This is a genomic window from Mesorhizobium sp. B2-3-4, from assembly GCF_006442315.1.
Taxonomy (GTDB): Bacteria; Pseudomonadota; Alphaproteobacteria; order Rhizobiales; family Rhizobiaceae; genus Mesorhizobium.
The window spans coordinates 76,108-97,146 of the sequence record NZ_VFVY01000020.1 but is presented as its reverse complement, the minus strand read 5'-3'; the positions used below and the strand labels follow the sequence as shown (position 1 = coordinate 97,146).

21 protein-coding genes are annotated in these 21,039 nt (G+C 65.9%); 15 read left to right on the top strand and 6 right to left on the bottom strand.

Going from position 1 to position 21,039, the window contains the following annotated elements; genetic code table 11:
• Positions 1-120: 120 nt before the first annotated feature.
• Both FJ967_RS25855 and FJ967_RS25850 read left to right on the top strand, forming a co-directional pair.
• The gene (locus FJ967_RS25855) at positions 121-351 is read left to right on the top strand and encodes a hypothetical protein (protein WP_140735113.1); all 231 of its coding nucleotides are present in this window, start codon (positions 121-123) and stop codon (positions 349-351) included.
• A gap of 80 nt (positions 352-431) precedes the next feature.
• Positions 432-632 (top strand): hypothetical protein, encoded by a 201-nt coding sequence (locus FJ967_RS25850; RefSeq protein WP_140735111.1) that lies wholly within the window; start codon positions 432-434, stop codon positions 630-632.
• 158 nt (positions 633-790) lie between these two features.
• On the opposite strand, the gene FJ967_RS25845 is transcribed toward FJ967_RS25850, so the two are convergent.
• Positions 791-1,960 carry an alpha-D-ribose 1-methylphosphonate 5-triphosphate diphosphatase gene (locus FJ967_RS25845; protein WP_140735207.1) on the bottom strand — a complete coding sequence of 390 codons (1,170 nt, stop codon included), beginning with the start codon at positions 1,958-1,960 and terminating at the stop codon, positions 791-793.
• A 331-nt stretch (positions 1,961-2,291) separates the two neighbouring features.
• On the opposite strand from FJ967_RS25845, the gene phnF reads away from it, so the two are divergent.
• Complete coding sequence (phnF, locus tag FJ967_RS25840) at positions 2,292-3,056, top strand: phosphonate metabolism transcriptional regulator PhnF (RefSeq protein ID WP_140735109.1); 765 nt, start codon at positions 2,292-2,294, stop codon at positions 3,054-3,056.
• A gap of 19 nt (positions 3,057-3,075) precedes the next feature.
• A complete protein-coding gene (locus FJ967_RS25835; RefSeq protein WP_246675388.1) occupies positions 3,076-3,603 on the top strand; it encodes a GNAT family N-acetyltransferase in 528 nt (175 codons plus the stop codon).
• A 60-nt stretch (positions 3,604-3,663) separates the two neighbouring features.
• Here the strand turns inward: FJ967_RS25835 and FJ967_RS25830 are convergent, their stop codons facing one another.
• Positions 3,664-4,722: an aminopeptidase gene (locus FJ967_RS25830; RefSeq protein WP_246675387.1), complete on the bottom strand. Its 1,059-nt coding sequence runs from the start codon at positions 4,720-4,722 to the stop codon at positions 3,664-3,666.
• Between the two features lie 169 nt (positions 4,723-4,891).
• A complete protein-coding gene (locus FJ967_RS25825) occupies positions 4,892-5,995 on the bottom strand; it encodes a helix-turn-helix transcriptional regulator (protein ID WP_140735107.1) in 1,104 nt (367 codons plus the stop codon).
• A 199-nt stretch (positions 5,996-6,194) separates the two neighbouring features.
• Here FJ967_RS25825 and FJ967_RS25820 point away from each other — a divergent pair, with 199 nt between their 5' ends.
• The 4 genes from FJ967_RS25820 to FJ967_RS25805 all read left to right on the top strand — a co-directional run bounded on the left by FJ967_RS25820 (position 6,195) and on the right by FJ967_RS25805 (position 9,152).
• On the top strand, positions 6,195-6,953 hold the full coding sequence (locus FJ967_RS25820; protein WP_140735105.1) for an SDR family oxidoreductase: 759 nt from the start codon (positions 6,195-6,197) through the stop codon (positions 6,951-6,953).
• A 17-nt stretch (positions 6,954-6,970) separates the two neighbouring features.
• Complete coding sequence (locus FJ967_RS25815) at positions 6,971-7,882, top strand: sigma-70 family RNA polymerase sigma factor (RefSeq protein WP_246675386.1); 912 nt, start codon at positions 6,971-6,973, stop codon at positions 7,880-7,882.
• 101 nt (positions 7,883-7,983) lie between these two features.
• Positions 7,984-8,619, top strand: a complete 636-nt coding sequence (locus FJ967_RS25810) for a TetR/AcrR family transcriptional regulator (protein ID WP_140735101.1) — start codon at positions 7,984-7,986, stop codon at positions 8,617-8,619.
• Positions 8,616-9,152 carry a DUF6151 family protein gene (locus tag FJ967_RS25805; protein WP_140735099.1) on the top strand — a complete coding sequence of 179 codons (537 nt, stop codon included), beginning with the start codon at positions 8,616-8,618 and terminating at the stop codon, positions 9,150-9,152. The genes FJ967_RS25810 and FJ967_RS25805 overlap by 4 nt, the downstream gene beginning before the upstream one ends.
• A 45-nt stretch (positions 9,153-9,197) precedes the next feature.
• On the opposite strand, the gene FJ967_RS25800 is transcribed toward FJ967_RS25805, so the two are convergent.
• The gene (locus FJ967_RS25800) at positions 9,198-9,821 is read right to left on the bottom strand and encodes an FMN-binding negative transcriptional regulator (protein ID WP_140735097.1); all 624 of its coding nucleotides are present in this window, start codon (positions 9,819-9,821) and stop codon (positions 9,198-9,200) included.
• 108 nt (positions 9,822-9,929) lie between these two features.
• Here FJ967_RS25800 and FJ967_RS25795 point away from each other — a divergent pair, with 108 nt between their 5' ends.
• Complete coding sequence (locus tag FJ967_RS25795) at positions 9,930-11,357, top strand: PLP-dependent aminotransferase family protein (RefSeq protein ID WP_140735095.1); 1,428 nt, start codon at positions 9,930-9,932, stop codon at positions 11,355-11,357.
• 3 nt (positions 11,358-11,360) lie between these two features.
• On the opposite strand, the gene FJ967_RS25790 is transcribed toward FJ967_RS25795, so the two are convergent.
• Positions 11,361-12,509, bottom strand: a complete 1,149-nt coding sequence (locus FJ967_RS25790; RefSeq protein ID WP_140735093.1) for an amidohydrolase — start codon at positions 12,507-12,509, stop codon at positions 11,361-11,363.
• 49 nt (positions 12,510-12,558) lie between these two features.
• Positions 12,559-12,771: a hypothetical protein gene (locus FJ967_RS25785; RefSeq protein ID WP_140735091.1), complete on the bottom strand. Its 213-nt coding sequence runs from the start codon at positions 12,769-12,771 to the stop codon at positions 12,559-12,561.
• 158 nt (positions 12,772-12,929) lie between these two features.
• Here FJ967_RS25785 and FJ967_RS25780 point away from each other — a divergent pair, with 158 nt between their 5' ends.
• The 6 genes from FJ967_RS25780 to FJ967_RS25755 all read left to right on the top strand — a co-directional run bounded on the left by FJ967_RS25780 (position 12,930) and on the right by FJ967_RS25755 (position 21,023).
• Positions 12,930-15,182: a caspase family protein gene (locus FJ967_RS25780; RefSeq protein ID WP_140735090.1), complete on the top strand. Its 2,253-nt coding sequence runs from the start codon at positions 12,930-12,932 to the stop codon at positions 15,180-15,182.
• 25 nt (positions 15,183-15,207) lie between these two features.
• Positions 15,208-16,113 (top strand): hypothetical protein, encoded by a 906-nt coding sequence (locus FJ967_RS25775; RefSeq protein WP_140735088.1) that lies wholly within the window; start codon positions 15,208-15,210, stop codon positions 16,111-16,113.
• Positions 16,110-17,279 (top strand): hypothetical protein, encoded by a 1,170-nt coding sequence (locus FJ967_RS25770; protein ID WP_140735086.1) that lies wholly within the window; start codon positions 16,110-16,112, stop codon positions 17,277-17,279. Before FJ967_RS25775 ends, FJ967_RS25770 begins: the two co-directional genes overlap by 4 nt.
• A gap of 144 nt (positions 17,280-17,423) precedes the next feature.
• Entirely contained in the window at positions 17,424-18,284 is an 861-nt protein-coding gene (locus FJ967_RS25765; protein WP_140735084.1) for a xanthine dehydrogenase family protein subunit M, read from the top strand.
• Entirely contained in the window at positions 18,284-18,760 is a 477-nt protein-coding gene (locus FJ967_RS25760; protein ID WP_140735082.1) for a (2Fe-2S)-binding protein, read from the top strand. The genes FJ967_RS25765 and FJ967_RS25760 overlap by 1 nt, the downstream gene beginning before the upstream one ends.
• A 1-nt stretch (position 18,761) precedes the next feature.
• Entirely contained in the window at positions 18,762-21,023 is a 2,262-nt protein-coding gene (locus FJ967_RS25755) for a xanthine dehydrogenase family protein molybdopterin-binding subunit (RefSeq protein WP_140735080.1), read from the top strand.
• Positions 21,024-21,039: the final 16 nt, after the last annotated feature.

Here is a 21,039-nt window from a genome sequence, read left to right as displayed (position 1 = left end):
TCATTCAATTTGACCGCCCATGATCTGAAAAAAACGATTTTTTATGCAACCTCTGATGGGCGCGTGCGTTACAAGGCTCCCTAGGGGAAGGGGCTCCCTGGGGGAAGGTGAGGGTTGCTATTGGACCGTTTCGAGATCCTGAACGAGCCGACAGGCACGTATTCCATTTTCGACAGATTCACCGAATTGCCGGTAACGGTGGGAGGCAGGACTTTAATCGGTCTTTATCGACACGAAGTGCCGCTGGCCCTGCTCGCCGCCATGGAGCATGGCGACAGCGGGATACCGTCGCTCTTGCCGCTGAGCGGCTCTTATCAAGACGACCATCAACAAGATGACTTGCAAGCATAGCTGAACGCTCGCATAAGTTGCGGAAAGGTGCAATGTCACGACAGAAAATGGTGCCGTTACCATCGCATGAAAGGGGAATCATGCCTGACCAGAACACGCTTGTTCGCGCGGCCATCGCCCGGCTACTGTCCGAAAAGACCGGGGTTGCCGTCATTTCGATGAGGGAGAGTGTCACGGAATTGTTGGCGATGACGGGAGCCGCGCTGACCATCGACAGCCTGCAGGATTTGCTGCTGGAAATGGCGGAGGTGCGCGGGATGATGGTGGCGCTCGACCTTTAGGACGGTCCACCGCTACGGGAGAATGAACCGCTCTGCCTTCCTGTCTCGCGCAATTGCGTGGTCAAGCACCGTGCGCTTTTCGCGGGAAGCCGCTTCACGCTTTTCCGGGATTGCACTTGCCCGGCTGGATGCCGGTCGGCTACGGCTTCCTTCGGCTGCTACGCCTTGCGCGCCGGCACAAGCGTGCCGTCGCCATAGATCATGCGCCCGGCACGGAAGGTGGCGCGCACGCGCGCCACGGGCTGGCGATCGGCGACGACAAGGTCGGCCAGCAGGCCAAGCTCGATGGCGCCCCGGTCCGTGAGGCCCAATGCCCTGGCCGGATTGGCGCTCGCCAGTGCCGCCGCCGCCGCCAGGCCGCCTTCGCCCGACTGCGCCAGGCCGAGTATGGCAGGCAGGATCGAGGCCGGGTGATAGTCGCTGGCCAGCATGTCGAGCAGCCCGGCCTCATAGGCCTGGCGCGCGGAAAGATTGCCCGAATAGGACTGGCCGCGCAGCGCGTTGGGCGCGCCCATGGCCGTATACATGCCCAGCCGGCGGGCTTCCCGGGCCGCTTCCAGGGTCACCGGGAATTCGCTGAGCACGGCTCCCAGGCCGTGGACGAATTCCACCTTTTCCAGCGTGTCGTCATCATGGGAGGCAAGCACGACGCCACGGGCGCGGGCGAGCGCCGACAGGCTCTGCAGCGTGCCGAGCACGCCGCCATGGCCGATGCGGTCGGCCATGCGCTTGCCGACGATCTCGGAGACATCGGCAACGGACATGCCGCGCTCCTTGGCCAGGCGGGCGATATACAGTTCGACGTCGCGATACTGTCCCTGACCCGGCGTGTGATCCATCAGCGAAACCAGGTGCAGCTTGCCGGCATCCATCAGCCTCTCCAGCACGCCGACGGCCGCGGTGAACGTCACCTCGAAGCGGGCATGGATGCGGTGGTCGACGAGAAGGTCGTCCTTCAGCCCGGCCATGGTCTCGATGATGGCGGATGTGTGCTCCTCCGAACGCAGCAGGGCGGCCGTGGCGCTGGTGCCGATGAAGGAGAGCGCGGCATAGGCTGTCGTCACGCCGCAGGAGGCCAGTCTTTTGTCGAGTTCGGCGATGCCGATTTCCATCGGCACGTGAACGCCGGTGCGCGGCTCCACTTCCCGCTCCACCATGTCGCCATGCATGTCGATGAAACCAGGCAGCAGCAGGCGACCGCCACCGATGACGTCGGCATTCTCGACGGGCTGGTCGCGGATCTCGGCGATCCGGCCGTTTTCGATCCTGACGGCGCCATTGGCGATGACACGGTCGCGCAGGACAATCTCGAATTCACTCAGCCAGATATCCCGGCTCTCCATCGACCCGTCCCGGTGGCGGGCAGCGCTGTCCATTTGTCCATCCATGGTCGTCTCCAAAAGAGCCCGCGTTCCGGATCGGATACCGGCCAGGCGGTTTCAAGGCATATCATTCGAATGTTTATTTTCGAATGACCCGGATACCCCGGTTTGATGACAATCATGTGTAGGGCGGACAGATCGATCTGTCATGCCGCCACCCGAGGAATGCCGCGCATGTGAGGATGCGGGGCGTGCGTTGCCAATCCTGTCCGCGACAGCTATGATTCATTCGAATGATATTGCGGCAGAGAACGGGCTGTCGCCAGGGGTGATGTGAATGCAGGGCAAGATCGCGCACGGCCAGTGGCAGCAGGTCGAGGAGGAACTCGCCGCTGACATCGCCGCCGGCCGTTTCGTCGGCGACAGCCGGCTGCCCAGGGAAACGGAGCTGATGGCGCGTTTCGGCGTCGGCCGGCATTCGGTCCGGCGGGCGATGCAGCAGCTGCAGGATCGCGGCCTCGTCCAAGTCGAACAGGGCAAGGGCACGTTCGTCAGGGATGCCCGCATCGATTATCGCCTGTCGGAGCGGACGCGCTATTCGCAGAACCTGTTGGAGCAAGGCCGTGAGCCGCTAGGGCAGGCTATCGAGGAGGAAGCGATCGCGGCGCCGCGCCGGGTGAGCGAGGCGCTGAGGCTGCCGCCGGGCGAGCCCGTCTATCACATCGTGCGGCTTGGTCTGGCCGACCAGGAACCGATCGACTTTTGTCATGCCTATTATCCGGTCCGAAGTTTCCCCGGTTTCGACAAGGCCAGGCGCAACGGCCGCAATGTCAGCGCCATCCTCGCCGAGTACGGCGTCGCCGATTATATCCGCTTGCGCACCGACATCATCGTGCGGCTGCCGACCAGGGAAGAGGCGCGGCGGCTGGCGCAGCCCGAGACGCAGCCGATCGTGCTGACGAGAAAGGTGGACGTGGACATGAAGGGCACGCCGATCTCCTATTCCGAAACGGTCTGGGCGAGCGAGCGCGTTCAGTTCTCGATCGACAATACGAGCCAGTTGCTGAACGCGCTGGCGCAGGCTGCGAACGGTGAGGAATGAACGGCCGAGTTCGCCGGAGATGACAGTTCCCAGGCTCACCACCGCAAGGCTCGTGCTCCGGGCGCCGGGCGAAGAGGATATCCCGGCATGGTTTGCCCGTGCGAGCGATGTCGAAGCCGCCTCCCTGGCCGGCGATCGGGTTCCCGACGACATCAGCGATGGCGCGCGATGGCTCGCCCTTTCACGTCAGCGGTTCGCCGAAGGCAAGGCGGTCAAATGGTCGATAGACCAGGCAGGCGTGGCGGACGCGATCGGCACGATCACCCTGTCCTTCGGCGCGACCGAGGCCAGGACGGCCGCCCTGGGCTTTGTGCTGGGGCGCGCGCATTGGGGGCAGGGACTGGGCAGCGAGGCCGCGCGTGAAGTGGTCCGCTACGCCTTCGAGACCCTGGCGCTCCAACAGGTGAGCGCCGAGGCGGCGGCGCGCAACGTTGCGTCGCTGCGGATTCTGGCGAAGCTCGGCTTCAGGCATGTCGAGAGCTTCATCGACGACGCCGACGGCGAGCGCTGCGAACGTTTCGTGCTCGGCGCGGACATAAAACGTTAGTCCTGGCGAACCAGGCTTGGATCATCGGAGCACGCCAAAGGATCGCCGTGCCCCCGCAAGTCAATCACAGCTGGTCGCGGCCTTCAGCGCTTCGGCGCGGGCGGGTTGCGGCAGATCGGCGATGCGTCGAACGGAAGCGTAGAACCTCGGATAATTGCTGGAGCAGAGCTCGAACAAGCGAAGGAACGCCGGAACCTGTTCGCCGTAGACGGACGTCGCGGCGAGCTTGGCGTTGTTGATCGGAGCATCGAACCAGGCATCGTATCCCTTGTATCCGGCCCAGCGTTTGTCGCGCATCTGCCGATAACGCGTCCGCATCCTGTCGATCGCGGCTTCCTTGGCGGCCGCCATCTTTTCCGGGGCGCGGGGGCTTCCATAGACCTGCGCCAGTTCTACCCGCGTTTTCGACACCAGTGCGAGAAAATCGGTGCTGCGCCCGCGATCGGCTTCGTAGCGGCGCAATCCGGCGCGGTCGCCGGCGGCGCGGAGCCATTTTCGCGTGCCGCTGGTTTCGACGGCGACCGCGAAAGCCTCGTTGAACGCGGAATCGCCGTTCACATAGAGGCGCTGATGCGCCAGTTCATGAAAGATGAGGCTCGCAAGATAGGTGTCGTCCTGGCGCAGCATGGTCGAGAGCAGTGGGTCGCTGGTCCAGCCCAGCGTGGAATAGGCGGTGACGCCGCTGACATAGACGTCCCACCCCTGTCGATGCAGTGCGACAGCACTTTCCGCCGCGGATTTCCGGTCGAAATATCCCCTGTATGGAACGCAGCCGAAAACCGGAAAACACCATGTCTTCGGCGCGAGCGAGAATTGCGGGGCGGCAAAGACGGCCCAGGTCACCGCATCCCGGTGGATGTCGACATAGCTGCGGTAGCTGCTGTTGTCGGGCAGTGCCAGTTCATCCGTCGCGAACCGTCTTATGGCGCTCGCCGAGGTCAGCTTGGCGCGCAACGCCCGCGGCGTCGAAGGGGCCTCGATCAGTCTTGCGACGTCCTGGCGCGCGGCCATGATCCGGACATGGCCCTCCAGCGATTGCGCGTAGTAGGAAACGCTGGTGCAACCCGCCACCGCCGACACCATGACCGCCGCGGCCAACAATCGAAAAACGCGCTTCACTTCGTCCCCACCGCTTCGTCACCAGTCCATGGAGCACATGTGCGGCGGACCGTCCACTGGGCACGGCCTCGAAGCCGCCGGCCGGCAGCCATGGCGCAAAGCCACATGGCCCGCCATGCGCCTCAGCTCGGCCTTAGGGTGCGTGCTTGTCTCCCGTCAAGGAGGCTGGTCAGTTGCCCTTCGATGGGTTGACAGGAGCCTGCGCGCCCTTGAGGAGCGCCACAAGTTGTGCCTGATGGTGGGTGCCCGTCTTGGCGAATATGCGTTCGAGATAGGTGCGGGCCGTGCTGTATGTGATGTTGGTACGTGCCGCTACAGCCTTGAGATTGTCCCCCGCGCTCAACGCAGCCGCCAATCGCGCCTCGGCGGGCGTGAGGTCGAAAAGGCCCGTCAGGACGGTGGGCGACGGCACGAGATTTGTCGGATTGAGCGCAGTGGCCGCGATGAGCATGTCGGCGCCTGAAAAAAGTTCGTGCGCCAGACGGCGAAGCGGAATGATGTGGACAATCATGGCGTCACGGTCTTCGCCCGGCGGTATGGGAATGGATCGGACAGGCATTTCGACATCCGTTCCATAGGTGGTCGTCTGTTGGAACAGCCTGTTTGCCTCGGCATCGGCAATGGCAAGTCCATCGAAGGCGGTCGGCACGAATACCTGGGGGAGGGCTTCGAGCAATCGGTTGCTGGACAAAACACGTCCCTTGCTCGTCATCACCGCGGCGGGCAGACCGATGGTCGTCAGCGCTTCCGTCGCGGCCCGCGCGCGTTCCAGCCTCAGACGTGCGCCGATCAATCCCGAGCGCGCCAAATGCGGCCGCATCAGATTGAGCCGGTCCAACTCCTCCCTGGAGGGACGGTCGTTGGTCAGCCACCGCTCCATCACGAACAACAGGAGCTCGCCGGTCGGCAGCGGTATGAACGTCCCTATCTCGCCTCCAATGCCCATGGGTCGCGTGCGGTCAAGCCGCGTTCGATTGGCCTCCAGCGCCTCACTCGGGAAATAGTCGGCGTCGTAGACGAAGGCGGGCGGTGGCGGAAGCGTCATCAAAAGCGATGTGACGCTGCTCGTTTTGAACCCGCCTTCCGCGGCAATGCCTTCCAGCACCGGCTGGATCAGCTCCGAGGCAATCAACGTTGGCTCCAGCCGCTCATCGAACAGGCCAAGGCCGCCACCGGCTGAATTGGACAGATCGCTCAACCTGTCGAAAACGTCCGGCCAGATCTCCGGAACGAATGCCGCTTCATAGATCCGGTCGACAAGGCCTTCGATCATTCAGCGGGCCTCGGTTGCAGCCACCCCAACTCGTATCGGTTGTAGAGTGCGTCCATGCCGAGTTCAACGTTTCACGCGCCGCATGTTCATCGATGGTGAACACATTGCCTGGAGCAGGACGCCAAATCTTGCGCATGCGCCGACTCTTTTCCCGGCCCTCGAACGTCTTAGCTACAGTCAAACACTGGAGCAGGGTCCAATGAGTCTCAAGGACAGGAAAATCGTGGTGACCGGCGGCAGCCGTGGGCTTGGCCTCGGTCTGGTCGAAGCGCTGGTCGAGAAGGGCGCCGAGGTGACCGTCGTCGCCCGGGGCGCCGAGGCGCTGGAGGCGGTTGGGGCTCGGCTCGGGGTTGCCGCGATTTCGGCCGACGTCACGGATGAGGACGCGGCCTATCGCATTCTTGGCGAGATGCGTCCCGACATACTGGTGCTCAACGCCGGTGCGACGCCTCGCATGGGGCGGCTGGACCAGTTGAAATGGGAGGATTTCTCCATCGCTTGGGAGACCGACGTCAAGGCGGCACTCTATTGGCTGCAGGCGGCGCTGAACCTGCCGCTCGGGCCGGGCAGCCGGGTGCTGGTCGGGTCGAGCGGTGCCGCCGTCACCGGGTCGCAAATGTCGGGCGGCTATGGCGGCGCCAAGCGGATGCTGTGGTTCATGGCCAAATACGCCAATGGCGTGGCGCGGGAGAAGGGCCTCGACATACGCTTCCAGGCAATCCTGCCCCGCCAGATGATCCTCGGCACCGGGGTCGGCGATGCGGCGGCGGGCGCCTATGCCGGCTCGATGGGCATCACACCGGAAGAATTCGTCACCCGCTTCGGCGCGCCGATGCCGCCCCGCGCGTTCGGCGACAGGGTCGTTTCGCTGCTCGAGGATCCGCATTATGCGGACGGCGTCGTCTTCGGCCTCAATGGCGACGCGGGCGTGACGATCATGGAGGGTGCCGGACCTTGAAAGCGGGAGAGGCAGCCGTGGAGCGCGACCGGCAGGAAGGGTTGCTTGCCCTTGCCGCCGCGCTGCGGCCGGAACTGCACCGCTATTGCGCCCGTCTGATGGGATCGGTCATCGACGGCGAGGACGTCGTGCAGGACACGTTCGCGCGGGCCTTCGTGGCGCTCGACGAGTTGAACGAGGTGCCGCAGCTCAGGCCCTGGTTGTTCCGCATCGCCCACAACCGGGCGCTCGACCTGTTGCGCAGCCGCGCGATCCGCGCCGCGGAGCCGATCGAGGCGGCGTTTGAAATTGCCGACGACACCAAGCCCGACCCGGTGGAGATGCTGATGCGCAGGCAAGCCGTGCAAACCGCCGTGTCGCGCTTCGCGGAACTTCCGGTGCCTCAGCGCAGCGTGGTCATCCTCCGGGATGTGCTGGACGAACCGCTGGCCGAGATTGCCGCGCTGCTCGGCATCACGGTCGACGCGGTGAAGGGGCATCTCGCGCGCGGCCGCGCCCGGCTCAGGCACATCAATGCCGAGGCCAGTCCGCTGCCCGACGCGCGCATCGCCTCGGCCGCCGTGGTCCGATACGTCAGTCTGTTCAACCAGCGCGACTGGGACGGCCTGCGGGCGCTGCTGGCCGACGATGTGAAGCTTCAGCAGTCCATGCACCCGCCGCGCTCGGGTGCCGGCGATGTCGGCATGTTCTTCACGATCTATGCCAGGAGTGACGGTGTGTGGCTCCGACCGGCCTGGGTCGAGGGCCGCGAGGTGATAGCGGTGTTCGAGGACCGGGCCGATCCGAAGCCCAATCATTTCATGTGGCTGGAGTGGCGCGAGGGGCGGATCAGCTTCATTCGCGACTACCGCTATGTGCGCTACGTCCTCGACGAGGCGGATCTGGTGCTGGCAAGAGAGGCCGGATTTTCCCGCCGCACTGACCGGTAATCCGGCGCACATCGTCGGTTTCCCGCAACGTGCTCAAATGGCGGACGAGGGGGCAGCAACTCCGACCTTGACACATACCAACCGTATGGTATGTATTCTTTATGGCAAGACCCACCAAACATTCGCCCGAACGCGGCGGCGCGCGCATCCGGCTCCTCGAGGCGGCGCGCGACGTCATCCGTGCCAAGGGGTTCGCCGCCACCTCGGTCGACGATATCTGCGGGGCGGCCGATGTCACCAAGGGAGCGTTCTTCCATCATTTCGGCAGCAAGGACGCGCTTGGCGTGGCCGTGGCCGAGTTCTGGACCGAGACGACGACACAATTTTTCGCGGCGGCGCCCTATCACGAGCCGGCCGATGCGCTGCGGCGCGTTCTCGCCTATGTCGCCTTCCGCAAGGCGATCGTCACCGGCGACCTTGCCGCCTTCACCTGCCTGGTCGGCACGATGGCGCAGGAGGTCTACGCCAGCGCACCGGCCATTCGCGACGCCTGCGGCCGCAGCATTTTCGGCCATGCGGCGACGCTCGAGGCCGATATCGAGACCGCGCGGCGGGATCGCGGTATATCAGGCGACTGGACGGCGGCAAGCCTGGCGCGGCACACGCAGGCCGTGCTGCAGGGCGCATTCGTGCTGGCCAAGGCGGGCAACGATCCGCAACTCGCGCGCGAGAGCCTCGACCATCTGGACCGCTACATCAGGCACCTGTTTCATGTCACGGAGGAGGAGACACAATGAGCGCGAGCTGCGAAATCGGATGCGCCTGTGGGCGCACGCGCCTGGAGGTGAGGGGAGCGCCGATCCTGGTGTCGGAATGCCTGTGCAACAGCTGCCGCGCCGCCGCCGGCCGCTTGGCAAGGCTTCCCGGCGCCAGGGACGTGCTGACCTCCTACAGCGCGACGCCTTGCGCGGAATATCGCAAGGACCGGGTGCGGATCCTGTCGGGCGCGCAGCATTTGAGTGAATTCAGGCTGTCGGCGGACGCCGGCACGCGCCGCGTCGTCGCCACCTGCTGCAACACGCCCGTCTTCCTGGAGCTGAAGGGCGCGCACTGGCTGAGCCTCTATCTTCAGCTGTGGCCCGCCGCGACGCGGCCGAAGGCGGAGCTTCGGACGATGACCGGCGACCTCGCCGACCGGTCCGGGCTGCCGGACGACATCCCCAATCTCAAGACCCACACGGTGGCCTTCTACGCCAAGCTTCTCGGTGCCTGGATCGGCATGGGGTTCCGCAATCCGAAGATCGAGGTCGCGGGCCGGATCAACGCCTGACGGCAGTCGCCGCAAGACGCCGCATCCGAATGAGGTGCCGGTCAATCACGACGGGATCAGGGCAGCGACCTCGCGGTCGGATGGCCGCTCGCTCGCCGCCAGCCCCGCGACCACGCCGGCACGGTCGGCCGCGTTGCGGTTCTGGCTCATCTTGCGCTTGCCCTCCAGCCTGGTGACCCGCATGCGCAGGCCGACAATGCCGCGAAGCTGCGACTGAATGAAATCGGGCGGCGCGTCCGACACCGCCCAGGGTGTGGCGCGCGTGCCCTCATGCAGGTTGGTCAGCCGCGTGACGACTTCGAGCAGCCTGTCGGCATCGTCGAAGAACTCGACCGGCCCATAGGCGTGGACGGCGGCGTAGTTCCAGGTCGGCACGACCTTGCCGGTTTCCTGCTTGGTCGCGTACCAGGCCGGCGTCACATACGCGTCCGGCCCCATGAAGATGGCGAGGCCGTCGCCACTCGCGGGAACGCGCCACTGCGGGTTGGCCCTGGCCAGATGGCCATGGATGACGCCGTGCTCGCCCTCGGTCTCGTCGAGAAAAAGCGGCAGCGGGGTGGCGAGCGGCCCGTCCGCCGTGGCGGTGACGAGGTTCGCCAGCCGCGCGGCGCGGACCGTCGCCATGAGGCTGTCCCTGTCGTCGTCGCGGAAGGCGGGCGGCGTGTACATTTTCGAACTCCTCGCGTTTTCGAACGTCTTGCGTTGCAGCGACAGATGCCAGACAATCTGGCCTGTTGGAAATATCCAGTTTCGAAGAGTTTAGGTGGTCCAGTTGAGATGACCAAGTTGACTGGCGACGGCGCCGCGCGCCGCATCGTCGCCGATATCAAGGAGCAGATCCACAATGGTGCCTATCGGCCGGGCGACCGCCTGCCGTCGACCCGGCTCTTCGCCGCCGAATGGGGGGCGTCGCGCACGACGGTGACGGCGGCGTACGGCCAGCTCATCGCCGAGGGATACCTGACCTCGCGGGCCGGGGCGCGTGCCGAAGTGGCGCAAGGGCTGGGGCGCGCGGCGGCACCCAAACCCGCAATCGCGGCCGCGCCCCGACACCTCTCGGCCTTCGCGCAACGCCTGGCTGGCCTGCCGGTACCAGCCCTGGCGCAGCCGGCGCGGATCGCGGATTTCCGCTATGGCGACCTGTCGGGCGCCGATTTCCCGGTGCTGGCCTGGCGGCGGGCGATGAACAGGGCGAGCGTGCGGCGCGGCGCGCGGCTGGCCTATGGCGATCCGCAGGGATCGGCCGACCTGCGCGCGGCGCTGCAAGGCTATCTCTGGCGGGCGCGCGGCATTAGCTGCACGCCGGACCGGATCGTCATCGTCAACGGCTCGCAGCAGGGGCTCGATCTTTGTGCCCGGCTGCTGCTCGACGCCGGTGACCGCTTCGTCATCGAGAACCCTGGCTACCTGCTTGCCCGCCAGGCCTTCGCCGCGGCGGGCGGTGCCGCCATCCCCATTGCCGTCGACGGCGACGGGCTGAGGACGGATGCGCTGCCGCCGGCGCGACTCGCCTATGTAACCCCCTCGCACCAGTTTCCGCTCGGCGGCATCCTGTCGGCGACGCGCCGCCGCGCGCTGCTGGCCTGGGCGGCGCGGGAAGGCGCTTATGTCGTCGAGGACGACTATGACGGCGAATACCGCTACGACGTCGCCCCGATCCCGCCATTGCAGACGCTGGACGCGGATATGGTGATCTATGCCGGCACGCTGTCGAAGACGCTGTCGCCGACGCTGCGGCTCGGCTACCTCGTCGTTCCCGCCGGCCTGCGCCAGGCTTTCAGCGCGGCCAAGCGGCTGACGGACCGGCACTCGCCGCTGCTCGAACAGGAGGCGCTGGCCGACATGCTGGCGAGCGGCGCCTATGAGCGCCATGTGCGCGCCATCAGAAGGAAGAACGCCGAGCGAAGGGCGCTGCTGCTGCGGGCGCTGGCGGACAGGCTCGGCGCGTCGGTCACCGTCGAGGGCGCCGATACCGGTCTGCACGTCGTCATCTGGGTGAACGGCGTCGGCGCCGGGCGCGTTGGCGCCATCGTTGCGGCCGCGCAGGCCGCCGGCATCGGCCTCCACCCGGTGTCGCCGCTCTACGACCCGGCGGGGCCGCAACCGGCGACGGCTGGGTTCATCCTGGGCTATGCCGGGCTCCATGCCGATGCCTTGCGGCAGGGCGTGGCGGTGCTGGCGACGGTGCTGGCCGGCTTCCGCTGAAAATCAGCCCAGAAGATTGCGCGCAGTGCGCATGAAGATCTTCGAGCCGATCGGGATAAGGTCGTCGGGAAAGTCATAATCGGGATTGTGCAGCGCCGGGTGACGTTCGCCGGCGCCGAGGAAGAACATCGCCGACGAGGCGCTGTGGCCGAACAGGCCGAAATCCTCCGAGGCGCGCATCGGCAGCGCTTCATCGCCATGCGCGACGCTCTCTTCATCGAGCGCACGCCGCAGGTGCTCGACCGCGTCCGGCGCGTTGACGCTGGCGACGAAGATCTCGTGGTAGTCCGAGCGGGCGGCGAGGCCGTGACGGCCGGCAATCTCCTTGACCAGCGTTTCGGCGGCGGCACACAGGTCCGCCATGCGCTCGTCGCGGCGAGTGCGCAGCGTCGCCCAGACCTCGGCATGGGCTGGCGCTATACCGAACACGGCTTCGCCCATGGCGGCATGGGTGACCGTGACCATGGCGAAATCGTCGTCGGCGAAGGTGGCGCGGCCGAGCGCGGGCAAGGCCGGCATCAGCTCGGAAATCGCCTTCATCGGCGAAATGCCGGTCTCGGGCATCGAAGAGTGGGCGGTCTTGCCTTCGAGCATGATGCGCATGCCGCGCGAGGCGCAATTGACCACGCCGGGCTTCAACCTGACCTCGCCGAACGGCACGCCGGGCAGATTGTGCAGCGAAAAGGCGAAATCGGGCGCGATCTCGCCAAAGCGGGGATCGGCGACGACGCCGGCGGCGCCATTGCCGGTTTCCTCGGCCGGCTGGAACATCAGGACGACGCGGCCGCTGGCCGGCCGCTCACGGCCGAACTGGCGGCCAAGCGAGGCCAGGATCGCCGTATGCCCGTCATGGCCGCACATATGCGACTTTCCAGGCACTTGCGATGAATGCGGCACGCCGGACAATTCCTCGATCGGCAGCGCGTCGAGTTCGGAGCGAAACAGGACGGTCGGTCCGTTTTTGCCGCTGTCATAGACCGCCGCGACGCCATGGCCGCCGAGGCCGGTCAGCACCTTGTCCGGCCCGGTGTCGGCGAGGAAGGCGACAACCGCTTGCGCCGTCTTCTCCTCCTCGTTGGAGATTTCCGGCTGCCGGTGCAGGCTGCGCCGCCACTCGGTCAGTTCGACGATGTCGCGATTGGTCAGGGTCATGCTGTTGGCCTCCGTCGCATTCCTGTCAAAACGTGCCCGGCCACCCGGGTCAGAAACCGATGCCGATTGCTATCGGCAAACGGCGGCGCGGGCCACGGTCCAAACGCGGGGGCTTCAGCGGGCCAGACTTGCTGCAATCCGCTGGCCAGAGGCTAGCGCACGCGGCTGGGCAGAGCGCCTTGAACCGCTCCAGCGTATAGACTTCGGTGATCAGATAAGCGGCGGTCACATCCGTGCCGTTGTTGCGGCCCTGGAACAGCATGTCCGCCCAGCTTCCGGCTAAAGCGGGATCGCGGCCTCAAATATCGGGTGAAGTTTGCGGCAATAGAAGCAAGAGGTCCGGCTGGCGCAAGCCAATAATTTTCTTGCTTCGACTGAAGGCCACAGTACTGTCGAACGATTGGCTTGGTGGCTATCGACATGCCTGACTTCAAACCCATTCGCAAGGCGATGGTGGTCATCGCGGTATCCAACTATGATCCGCCTTACGAGGCGCTGCCCGGTACGCTGACCAGCGCCCGGCGCATCGCCGACTGGGCGAGGGGGCCGGGCGACGGGCGAAACTACAAGGTTGTCGAGATCACCGATGCGCCGGTTGGCGGCAAGCCCGGCGCCGCCGTCACCGTCGAGCGGCTGCGCACCGCGATCACCGACCTGCTCGACACGACGATCATCGATCGTCTCGTCGTCTATTTCGCCGGGCACGGCGTCGTCCGTTCTACGGCCGAGGAGTTCTGGCTGCTGACCCATGCCGGCAAGGACAGCGGCGAATGCGTCGGCGTCATGCAGTTCATGGAAGGGCTGAAGAATTACGGCATCGGCGCGACCAGCCAACAGCTGAAAAAGGGACAGTTGGTCATCATCGCCGACGCCTGCCGCAACGTTCACCAGGATGGCCTCGGCTTCGTGGCGAACGCGGTGATGACCAGGAAGGGCAAGGCGGTCGGATTGCAGACCGATCTGTTTCGCGCGACCACGGCCGGGGCCTATTCGTTCCAGGTCAAGGCGGTGGACGGCGCCGAGCCCTATTGCCTGTTCTCCTCGGTGCTTTGCGATGCCTTGGAGGGCAAGGTCCCCGATGTGATCGACAGCGAGTTCCATCCGTTCAAGCCGGTCATCTCCAACGACGCGCTTGCCGACTATCTCGACGCGGAAGTGCCGAAGCGCGCGGCCGAACTCAAAGAGACGATGGAGCCCGACAACCAGGCCGGCATCCGCGCATTCCACAATTACTACGATATCTTGCGACCCGGCCCGGTGGTTCCGCCGATCCAGGAACAGCAGCAACAGCAACAACAGCAGCAGCAACAGCAACAGCAGGGCGACCGCGTCACGCTGCCCGTGACCACGGTGACCGAGATCCTTCGACAGCTTTCGCGGGCCAATGAAGGCTTCGGCGTGGGCAAGCCCGCGACGGCGCCGGACACGGTCGACATCAAGAAGATCATCGAGGACGTCTTCCGGCGCAACAACTGGCCCGGCAGCATCGATCCGCCCGCCAAGACCACGCTGCCTGGAAAGGACCTGCCGGGCCAGGTGACGCTACCCGACAAGCCTTTTGTGCCCGGCCGTATCGACCTGCCCGGCAAAATATCCCTGCCGGATGGAGGCGGGTTTGGCGGAGGTGCTTCTTCTGGCGATTTCGATTGGGAAGCGCTCGCGGAAATCCTTCGCGGCATTCAACTGCCGGCTCCGGACGAAGGCGTGCCGAAACCACGGATCGAAATCGACCTGTCGGAGCTGCTGAAGCCAAAACCTCGCGCGGGCAAACGCGTGGCACGCATGCAGTTCGAGCCGGAACCGGACGCGGCCGCCGGGTTCCGGCGATCGCTGCAGCGGGCGAGCCAACTCGCGGATGCCTTACTGCATGCCGAAGTGCCCCATGTCGTCTTCGATGGGAATGGTCCTGTCGCTGTCCCGAAGGCGGGAGCCAATGCTTTTTCGCGAGTGCTTTTCGGCTGGAACTATGTGCCGTCGGCGAGGATTCGCGACCTGCCGTTGTTCATGCGGCAAGAGCATGGCTGGACACTTGCTCCCTGCCTGCGGAATACGGTCTCAGCCCTGCTTGAGGAATTGCCGGGGGAGGTCCTGATGCGCCCTCGCTATTTTGGTGATTGGGACGTTTCGCTGAGCTCCGGTGCACGGATGGGCCCGGGGGCAACAAGCCGGGTATCGGACGCAAAAAAGCTCGGCGACAGCAGGCGTTTGCTCAAGGAGGAGCATCCCAATGACGGTATCCGGGCGGGCTATCTCTACCGGTTCGCCGGCGATGACGACAACATCGTGCGCACCGCCAATTACATGGCCGGCTATGGTCTGCCGTTCGATCTTGCCGCGCTTTCGGCTACTGCGATGACGTGGCAGCAGCGCAATGGGAGGTGGCAGGTCATCGCCGACTTGCCGGCCGTCGAGGCCGATACGGACGAAAGCCGTCCCTATTACGCAAACGCCGCCTTCGCCGCCAGAAAATCCGTCCGGGTCTGGGGCCTGTTCCCGATCCATCGTCAGGGCTGGCAGCTTCTCGCCGACGCCGATCATCTCGACGTGCCGCAAGTGCTGCGCGACGTGGCGGCAGAGCTGGTCGGGGCGGCGGCCGTGGTGCTGCCCGGGTCGGCATTGGAAAGGCTCGCCGACCATTTCGGCTATGTCATCGTGAATCCGTCGAAAGCCTGATATCCAGCCTGCTGGAGGGAGCAATATGCGGCGTCTCGTCTTCGTACACGGCATCAACAACCAGGACCTGACCAAGGCCCAGATCGAGGCCAGCTGGTCCAGCGCGTTCCGGGGCACGCTGGGCAGGCTCGCGGATAGCTGGTGGGACGATGTGGAGATACGCACCGCCTACTACGCCGATGTTCTCTACGCCGAGGAGCAATCATGGGACGGCGGCGCCGAGGCCGTCGCGGCGATGGCGGCCGGAGGGCCGAACACCGATTATGCGCCGAACGATCTTGCCGCGCTCTATCTCGAACTGCAGCGCGCCCACAACATCAGCGACGCGCAGGTCGAAGCGGAACTGCGGCCGGGTGAGCAGAAGCAGGCCAGCCGCATGGCGGCCGGCATCCACAAGAGCTGGCTCAAGGCCATCACGCGGGCGCTCGAGAAGGTCATTCCGGGCGCCAGCGGCGGACTTGCCGAGAAATTCCTGCGGCAGGCCGCGACCTACCTCAACAAGCCGGGCGTCTACGACAAGATCAACGCGCTGGTTCGCGGCCAGGTTTTCGGCGATCTGGCCGACCCCGGGCAGACGGTCATCGTCAGCCATTCGCTCGGCACCATCGTGTCCTATGTGCTGTTGCGCCAGATGCCGGAAGCGCCGCAATTGCCGCTGTTCGTGACGCTCGGCTCGCCGCTCGGCATCCGCATGGTGCGCGACCGGATCCAGCCGCCTTTCATCACGCCACCTATTGCCTCGAAATGGCTGAACGGCGCCGACAAGGAGGATTTCGTGGCCTTGCAGCCGCAACTCGACGCCGACACGTTCGGCCCGGCCAAGCTGACCAACCTGGCCAACCTCGACAATGGCTACGAGGATGCCCATTCGATCGAGAAATATCTGGCGCAGCCGGCGATCGCGCTGGCCATCGGCCAGGCCCTGGTATGAGCGATCCCGGGGCCGGAGCGGACGACGCCGGGTTCCGCTTCGTCATGGATGCCGACGAAGCGCCCGCCGGGCTCGATGCCGTCGGCGTCGATCCGGCCGACATCCTGTCGCTGGCCGACGGGGCGTATCTGGGGCTGCATCTGCTGCCGGTCACCATGGCCGACGCGGATCATTTCGACAGCCGCGACCATGTGCGCGAAGATGGCAAGCGGCTGCGCTGCGCGTCCTTCTATGTCGACCGGCTGGACGCCACCGCATTTGCCGGCGTCATGGAGAGCGGCGCCGTCGCCGCGCTGGACGGCGGCCATGTCGCGCGCATGACCTGCATCTGCGACCGGCTGACGCCGGCGCTGCGGCGGGTCGTCGATCCGGACCCGCAGCCGGAGCCCGCGCGCGACGTGCAACTGGTGCGCCTGCTGCGCCGCCTTGCCACGCCCGGCTGGGCGCAGGCCGATGAGGTCGCCAAGGGTTTTCCCGATCCGATGAAGCAGGGTGCGGCCTATGGCGGCTATATGGCGCTGTCGGACCTTGTCCGGCTGATCTGGGTGCACGAATGGGCGCACATCCTGCTCGGCCATGTCGATATCGTGTCCGCCATGGGCCAGGCCGGCAGGCTGGACGAGCATTCGCCGCGGCGCGCCGACGGCGCCGCGATCGAGGGCATGCCATGGCCGCACATCCTGCAGGCCTTCGAGTTGCAGGCGGACCAGTTCGCCGTCAGCTTCGCGACACAGCAGATCCTGCGCGGCTACGACCCCGCGGGCGCCATGGCCGGGCCGGAAACGAACCTGATCCACCGGCTCTGCATGCTGGCCGCCGCATGCGCGGTGTTCGCCGTGGACGCCGAACTCAAGCAAGGGCCGCGCGATCCCAACACCGCGACCCATCCCAGCGCGGCGCTGCGCTATATGTGCATGCTTCAGCAGATCGACGGCATCTGCGTCGAGACCGATCCGGGACTTGGCTATGCCCAGTTCGCGGCCTTCAACCTGATCGGCGACCTCGCCAGGCTGTGCGAGGATTTCCACGGACTGCTCGAAGTGACGCCGATGATCGCCAAGACACCCAAATACAAGGCGATGCTGCAGGTGGCCGACTATCTTTTCAATGTCGGCGGCAGGATGGACGCGGTCCGCCGCCCCTATGTCTATTTGCCCCGCCGCTGACACCGCGCGGCGCTTGCCCGCCGAGCGCGATCCGAGCCTCCATCCTGCGGCATCTGGCCCAATCGCCTCGGCCCACGAACCGGATGGCCTTTATGAGGTGATTGTTTATAACGGTCGGCGAGATCGCGATACCAAGGGGAGACGATGCGCTACATACGTCCGCTTTCAATCGAAGATGCCGTCGGCCAATTGGCCAGGGCGGTCGGCCCGGCCGCCATTCTCGCCGGAGGCAGCGACCTGCTGGTGCGGATGAAGGGCGGCTTTGTCGAACCCGAGCTGATCGTCGATATCAAGGGCATAGCCGGCCTGTCCGAAATCCGGGAGACGGCCGAGGGCTTCAGCATCGGTGCTGCCGTGCCTTGCGCGGTGCTGGGCGAGAACGCTGCCTTGAAGAAGGCCTGGCCCGGCGTGGTCGAGGCGGCCAAGCTGATCGGTTCCAAGCAGGTGCAGGGGCGCTGCACCATCACCGGCAATCTGTGCAACGCCTCGCCGGCGGCCGACAGTGTGCCGGCGCTGGTGGCGGCGGGCGCGAAGGCGGTGGTCGTCGGCCCGTCGGGTACGCGCACCGTCGCCGTCGAGATCGTGCCGACGGGGCCCGGCAAGACATCGCTCGCCAAGGGCGAGATCATTGAGGCGATCCTGCTCGGCAAGCGGGCGGCGCATTCGGGCGATGCTTATCTCAGGTTCATTCCGCGCACCGAAATGGACATCGCCGTGGTCAGCGCCGGCGTGAACCTGACGCTGGACGAGCAAGGCGTCGTCAAGGCGGCGCGCGTGGCGCTGGGCGCGGCGGCACCCACCGTGTTGCTGGTGGAAGAGGCCGCCGAGGCGCTGATCGGGCGCAAGCTCGACGAGGCCGCGCTCGAGCGGCTGGCCAGGATCTGCTCGGGCGCCTGCCGCCCGATCGACGACAAGCGGGGCACAATCGAATTCAGGCGCAAGGTTGCGGGCGTGCTGGCCAGGCGGGCCGCCACCACTGCCTATGCGCGCGCGGGAGGCAAATGATGGCTGGCGTAGCGGTATCAACTGTCATCAACGGCGACGCGGTCGAGTATCTCTGCCAGCCCGACGAGCCCTTGCTTGATGTGCTGCGCGACCGGCTGGGTCTCACCGGCGCCAAGGAAGGCTGCGGCACCGGCGACTGCGGCGCCTGCTCGATAATTCTCGACGACAGGCTGGTGTGTTCGTGCCTGGTGCTGGGCGCGGAAGCCGAAGGCCGCCGCATCGAGACCGTCGAGGGCATGGCGCATGGCGAGAAGCTGCACACGCTGCAGCAGAAGTTCCTCGAGCATGCGGCCCTGCAATGCGGCATCTGCACGCCGGGTTTCCTGATCGCGGCCAAGGATCTCCTGGCCAAGAACCCGGACCCGACCGAGGAGGAAATCCGCTTCGGGCTGGCCGGCAACCTGTGCCGCTGCACCGGCTATGACAAGATCGTGCGCGCCGTCCAGGACGCGGCACAGGTGATGAAGGGAGCCTGAGATGAATTTCGATCCGCGTTACTCCGGGCGCAATTTCTCTTCCGTCGGCACCCGTCCGATCCGCCCCGACGGCGTCGACAAGGTGACCGGCCGCGCCCGCTATGGCGCCGACTTCAACATGGCCGGCCAACTGGTGGGCCGCGTGCTGCGGAGCCCGCACGCGCATGCGCTGATCAGGAAGATCGACACGTCGAAGGCCGAAAAGCTCGCCGGCGTGAAAGCGGTGATCACGGCGAAAGACCTGCCGGACCTGACCAATGGCGATGCCGGCATGTACGACATCCTCGACAATTGCATGGCGCGCACCAAGGCGCTCTATGACGGCCATGCGGTGGCCGCGGTCGCCGCGATCGACGCCCGCACCGCCAGGCAGGCGCTGAAGCTGATCGAGATCGACTATGAGGTGCTGGCGCACGTCACCGATGTCGACGAGGCCATGCAGCACCATGCCCCGCTGATCAACGACGCCATTTTCACCGAGGGGCTGGAGGAAAAGCCGGTCAAACCGTCCAACGTCACCAAGCGCAGCCAGTTCGGCCATGGCGACGTGCATCAGGGTTTTGGAGCCGCCGATTTCATCGTCGAGCGCTCGTTCAAGACCGAGCAGACGCATCAGGGCTATATCGAGCCGCATGCCTGCGTGGCGAGCGTCAATCTCGACGGCACGGCGGAGCTGTGGGTGTGCACGCAGGGCCATTTCGTCTACCGCCAGCATTGCGCCCAGCTGCTGGGGCTTGAAGCCTCGAAGCTGCGCGTCACCTCCTCGGAGATCGGCGGCGGTTTCGGCGGCAAGACCCATGTCTGGGCCGAGCCGGTGGCGCTTGCCCTGTCGCGCAAGGCCGGCCGCCCGGTGAAGCTCGTCATGACGCGCGACGAGGTGTTCCGCGCCTCGGGCCCGACCAGCGCCACCTCGATCGACGTCAAGATCGGCGCCCGCAAGGACGGCACCATCACCGCCGCCGAGGCGACGCTGCGCTATTCCGCAGGCCCCTATGCCGGGTCCTGGGCAGAGATCGGCGCCATGACGGCCTTCGCCTGCTATCGTCTAGACAACGTCAAGACGGTGGGCTTCGAAGTGCTGGTCAACCGGCCCAAGACCGCCGCCTACCGCGCGCCTTCGGCACCGATGGCGGCCTTCGCGGTGGAAAGTGCGGTCGACGAGCTCGCCAAGGAGATCGGCATCGATCCGGTCGAGTTCCGCATCAAGAACGCCGCCCAGGAAGGCACACGCTCGTCCTACGGCCCGGTCTACGGGCCGATCGGCATCGGCCCGACGCTGGAGGCGGTGAAGGCGCATCCGCACATGAAGGCGCCGCTCAAGCAAAACCAGGGGCGCGGCATGGCCTGCGGCTTCTGGTTCAATTTCGGCGGCCAGACCTGCGTCGATCTCAACATCGGCATGGACGGCTCCGTCTCGCTGGCCGTCGGCACGGTGGACGTCGGCGGGTCCCGCGCCTCGCTGTCGCTGGTGGCGGCGGAGGAACTGGGCATCGACTATGCCCAGCTCAAGGCCGTGGTCGCCGACACGTCGAGCCTCGGCTACAACGACATGACCGACGGCAGCCGCGGCACCTTCTCCTCCTCGATGGCCACCATCTCGGCCGCCCGCAACGCGATCAAGATCCTGCGCGACCGCGCCGCGCAGATGTGGGACATTCCGGTCGACGATGTCGTCTGGGAACAGGGCCACGCGGTGGCCAAGGGCGACAAATACGGCAATCTCGGCAAGCTGTCGCTGAGGGATATCGCCGCCAAGTCGGGCACGACGGGCGGGCCGATCGCCGGCCATAGCGAGCTCGTCGCCGACGGCGCCGGCGTCTCCTTCGCCACCCATATATGCGACGTCGAGGTCGACCCCGAGACGGGCGCGACCAGGGTGATCCGCTATACGGTGGTGCAGGATGCCGGCAAGGCCGTGCACCCGACCTATGTCGAGGGTCAGTACCAGGGCGGTGCCGCGCAAGGCATAGGCTGGGCGCTCAACGAGGAGTATATCTACGGCAAGGACGGAAGGCTGCAGAACGCCGGCTTCCTCGACTACCGCATCCCCGTCTGCTCCGACCTGCCGATGATCGACACCCAGATCCTGGAAATCCCCAACCCCAACCACCCCTATGGCGTGCGCGGCGTCGGCGAAACCTCGATCGTGCCGCCGCTGGCGGCGATCGCCAATGCGGTCTCGAACGCGGCCGGCGTGAGGATGACGCATATTCCGATGTCACCGCCACGGATTCTGGCGGCGATCGAGGCGGAACGGGGCTAGGCCGGGGCCGACCGGC

What these genes read in the sequence shown, in the direction of transcription:
- FJ967_RS25770 (WP_140735086.1), top strand. Translation starts at nt 16,110, where the DNA reads ATGAGCGATCCCGGGGCCGGAGCGGACGACGCCGGGTTCCGCTTCGTC.
- FJ967_RS25850 (WP_140735111.1), top strand. Translation starts at nt 432, where the DNA reads ATGCCTGACCAGAACACGCTTGTTCGCGCGGCCATCGCCCGGCTACTG.
- FJ967_RS25795 (WP_140735095.1), top strand. Translation starts at nt 9,930, where the DNA reads ATGACCAAGTTGACTGGCGACGGCGCCGCGCGCCGCATCGTCGCCGAT.
- FJ967_RS25800 (WP_140735097.1), bottom strand. Translation starts at nt 9,821, where the DNA reads ATGTACACGCCGCCCGCCTTCCGCGACGACGACAGGGACAGCCTCATG.
- FJ967_RS25765 (WP_140735084.1), top strand. Translation starts at nt 17,424, where the DNA reads ATGCGCTACATACGTCCGCTTTCAATCGAAGATGCCGTCGGCCAATTG.
- FJ967_RS25790 (WP_140735093.1), bottom strand. Translation starts at nt 12,509, where the DNA reads ATGACCCTGACCAATCGCGACATCGTCGAACTGACCGAGTGGCGGCGC.
- FJ967_RS25820 (WP_140735105.1), top strand. Translation starts at nt 6,195, where the DNA reads ATGAGTCTCAAGGACAGGAAAATCGTGGTGACCGGCGGCAGCCGTGGG.
- FJ967_RS25760 (WP_140735082.1), top strand. Translation starts at nt 18,284, where the DNA reads ATGGCTGGCGTAGCGGTATCAACTGTCATCAACGGCGACGCGGTCGAG.
- FJ967_RS25775 (WP_140735088.1), top strand. Translation starts at nt 15,208, where the DNA reads ATGCGGCGTCTCGTCTTCGTACACGGCATCAACAACCAGGACCTGACC.
- FJ967_RS25835 (WP_246675388.1), top strand. Translation starts at nt 3,076, where the DNA reads ATGACAGTTCCCAGGCTCACCACCGCAAGGCTCGTGCTCCGGGCGCCG.
- FJ967_RS25825 (WP_140735107.1), bottom strand. Translation starts at nt 5,995, where the DNA reads ATGATCGAAGGCCTTGTCGACCGGATCTATGAAGCGGCATTCGTTCCG.
- FJ967_RS25780 (WP_140735090.1), top strand. Translation starts at nt 12,930, where the DNA reads ATGCCTGACTTCAAACCCATTCGCAAGGCGATGGTGGTCATCGCGGTA.
- FJ967_RS25755 (WP_140735080.1), top strand. Translation starts at nt 18,762, where the DNA reads ATGAATTTCGATCCGCGTTACTCCGGGCGCAATTTCTCTTCCGTCGGC.
- FJ967_RS25805 (WP_140735099.1), top strand. Translation starts at nt 8,616, where the DNA reads ATGAGCGCGAGCTGCGAAATCGGATGCGCCTGTGGGCGCACGCGCCTG.
- FJ967_RS25785 (WP_140735091.1), bottom strand. Translation starts at nt 12,771, where the DNA reads ATGCTGTTCCAGGGCCGCAACAACGGCACGGATGTGACCGCCGCTTAT.
- phnF (WP_140735109.1), top strand. Translation starts at nt 2,292, where the DNA reads ATGCAGGGCAAGATCGCGCACGGCCAGTGGCAGCAGGTCGAGGAGGAA.
- FJ967_RS25810 (WP_140735101.1), top strand. Translation starts at nt 7,984, where the DNA reads ATGGCAAGACCCACCAAACATTCGCCCGAACGCGGCGGCGCGCGCATC.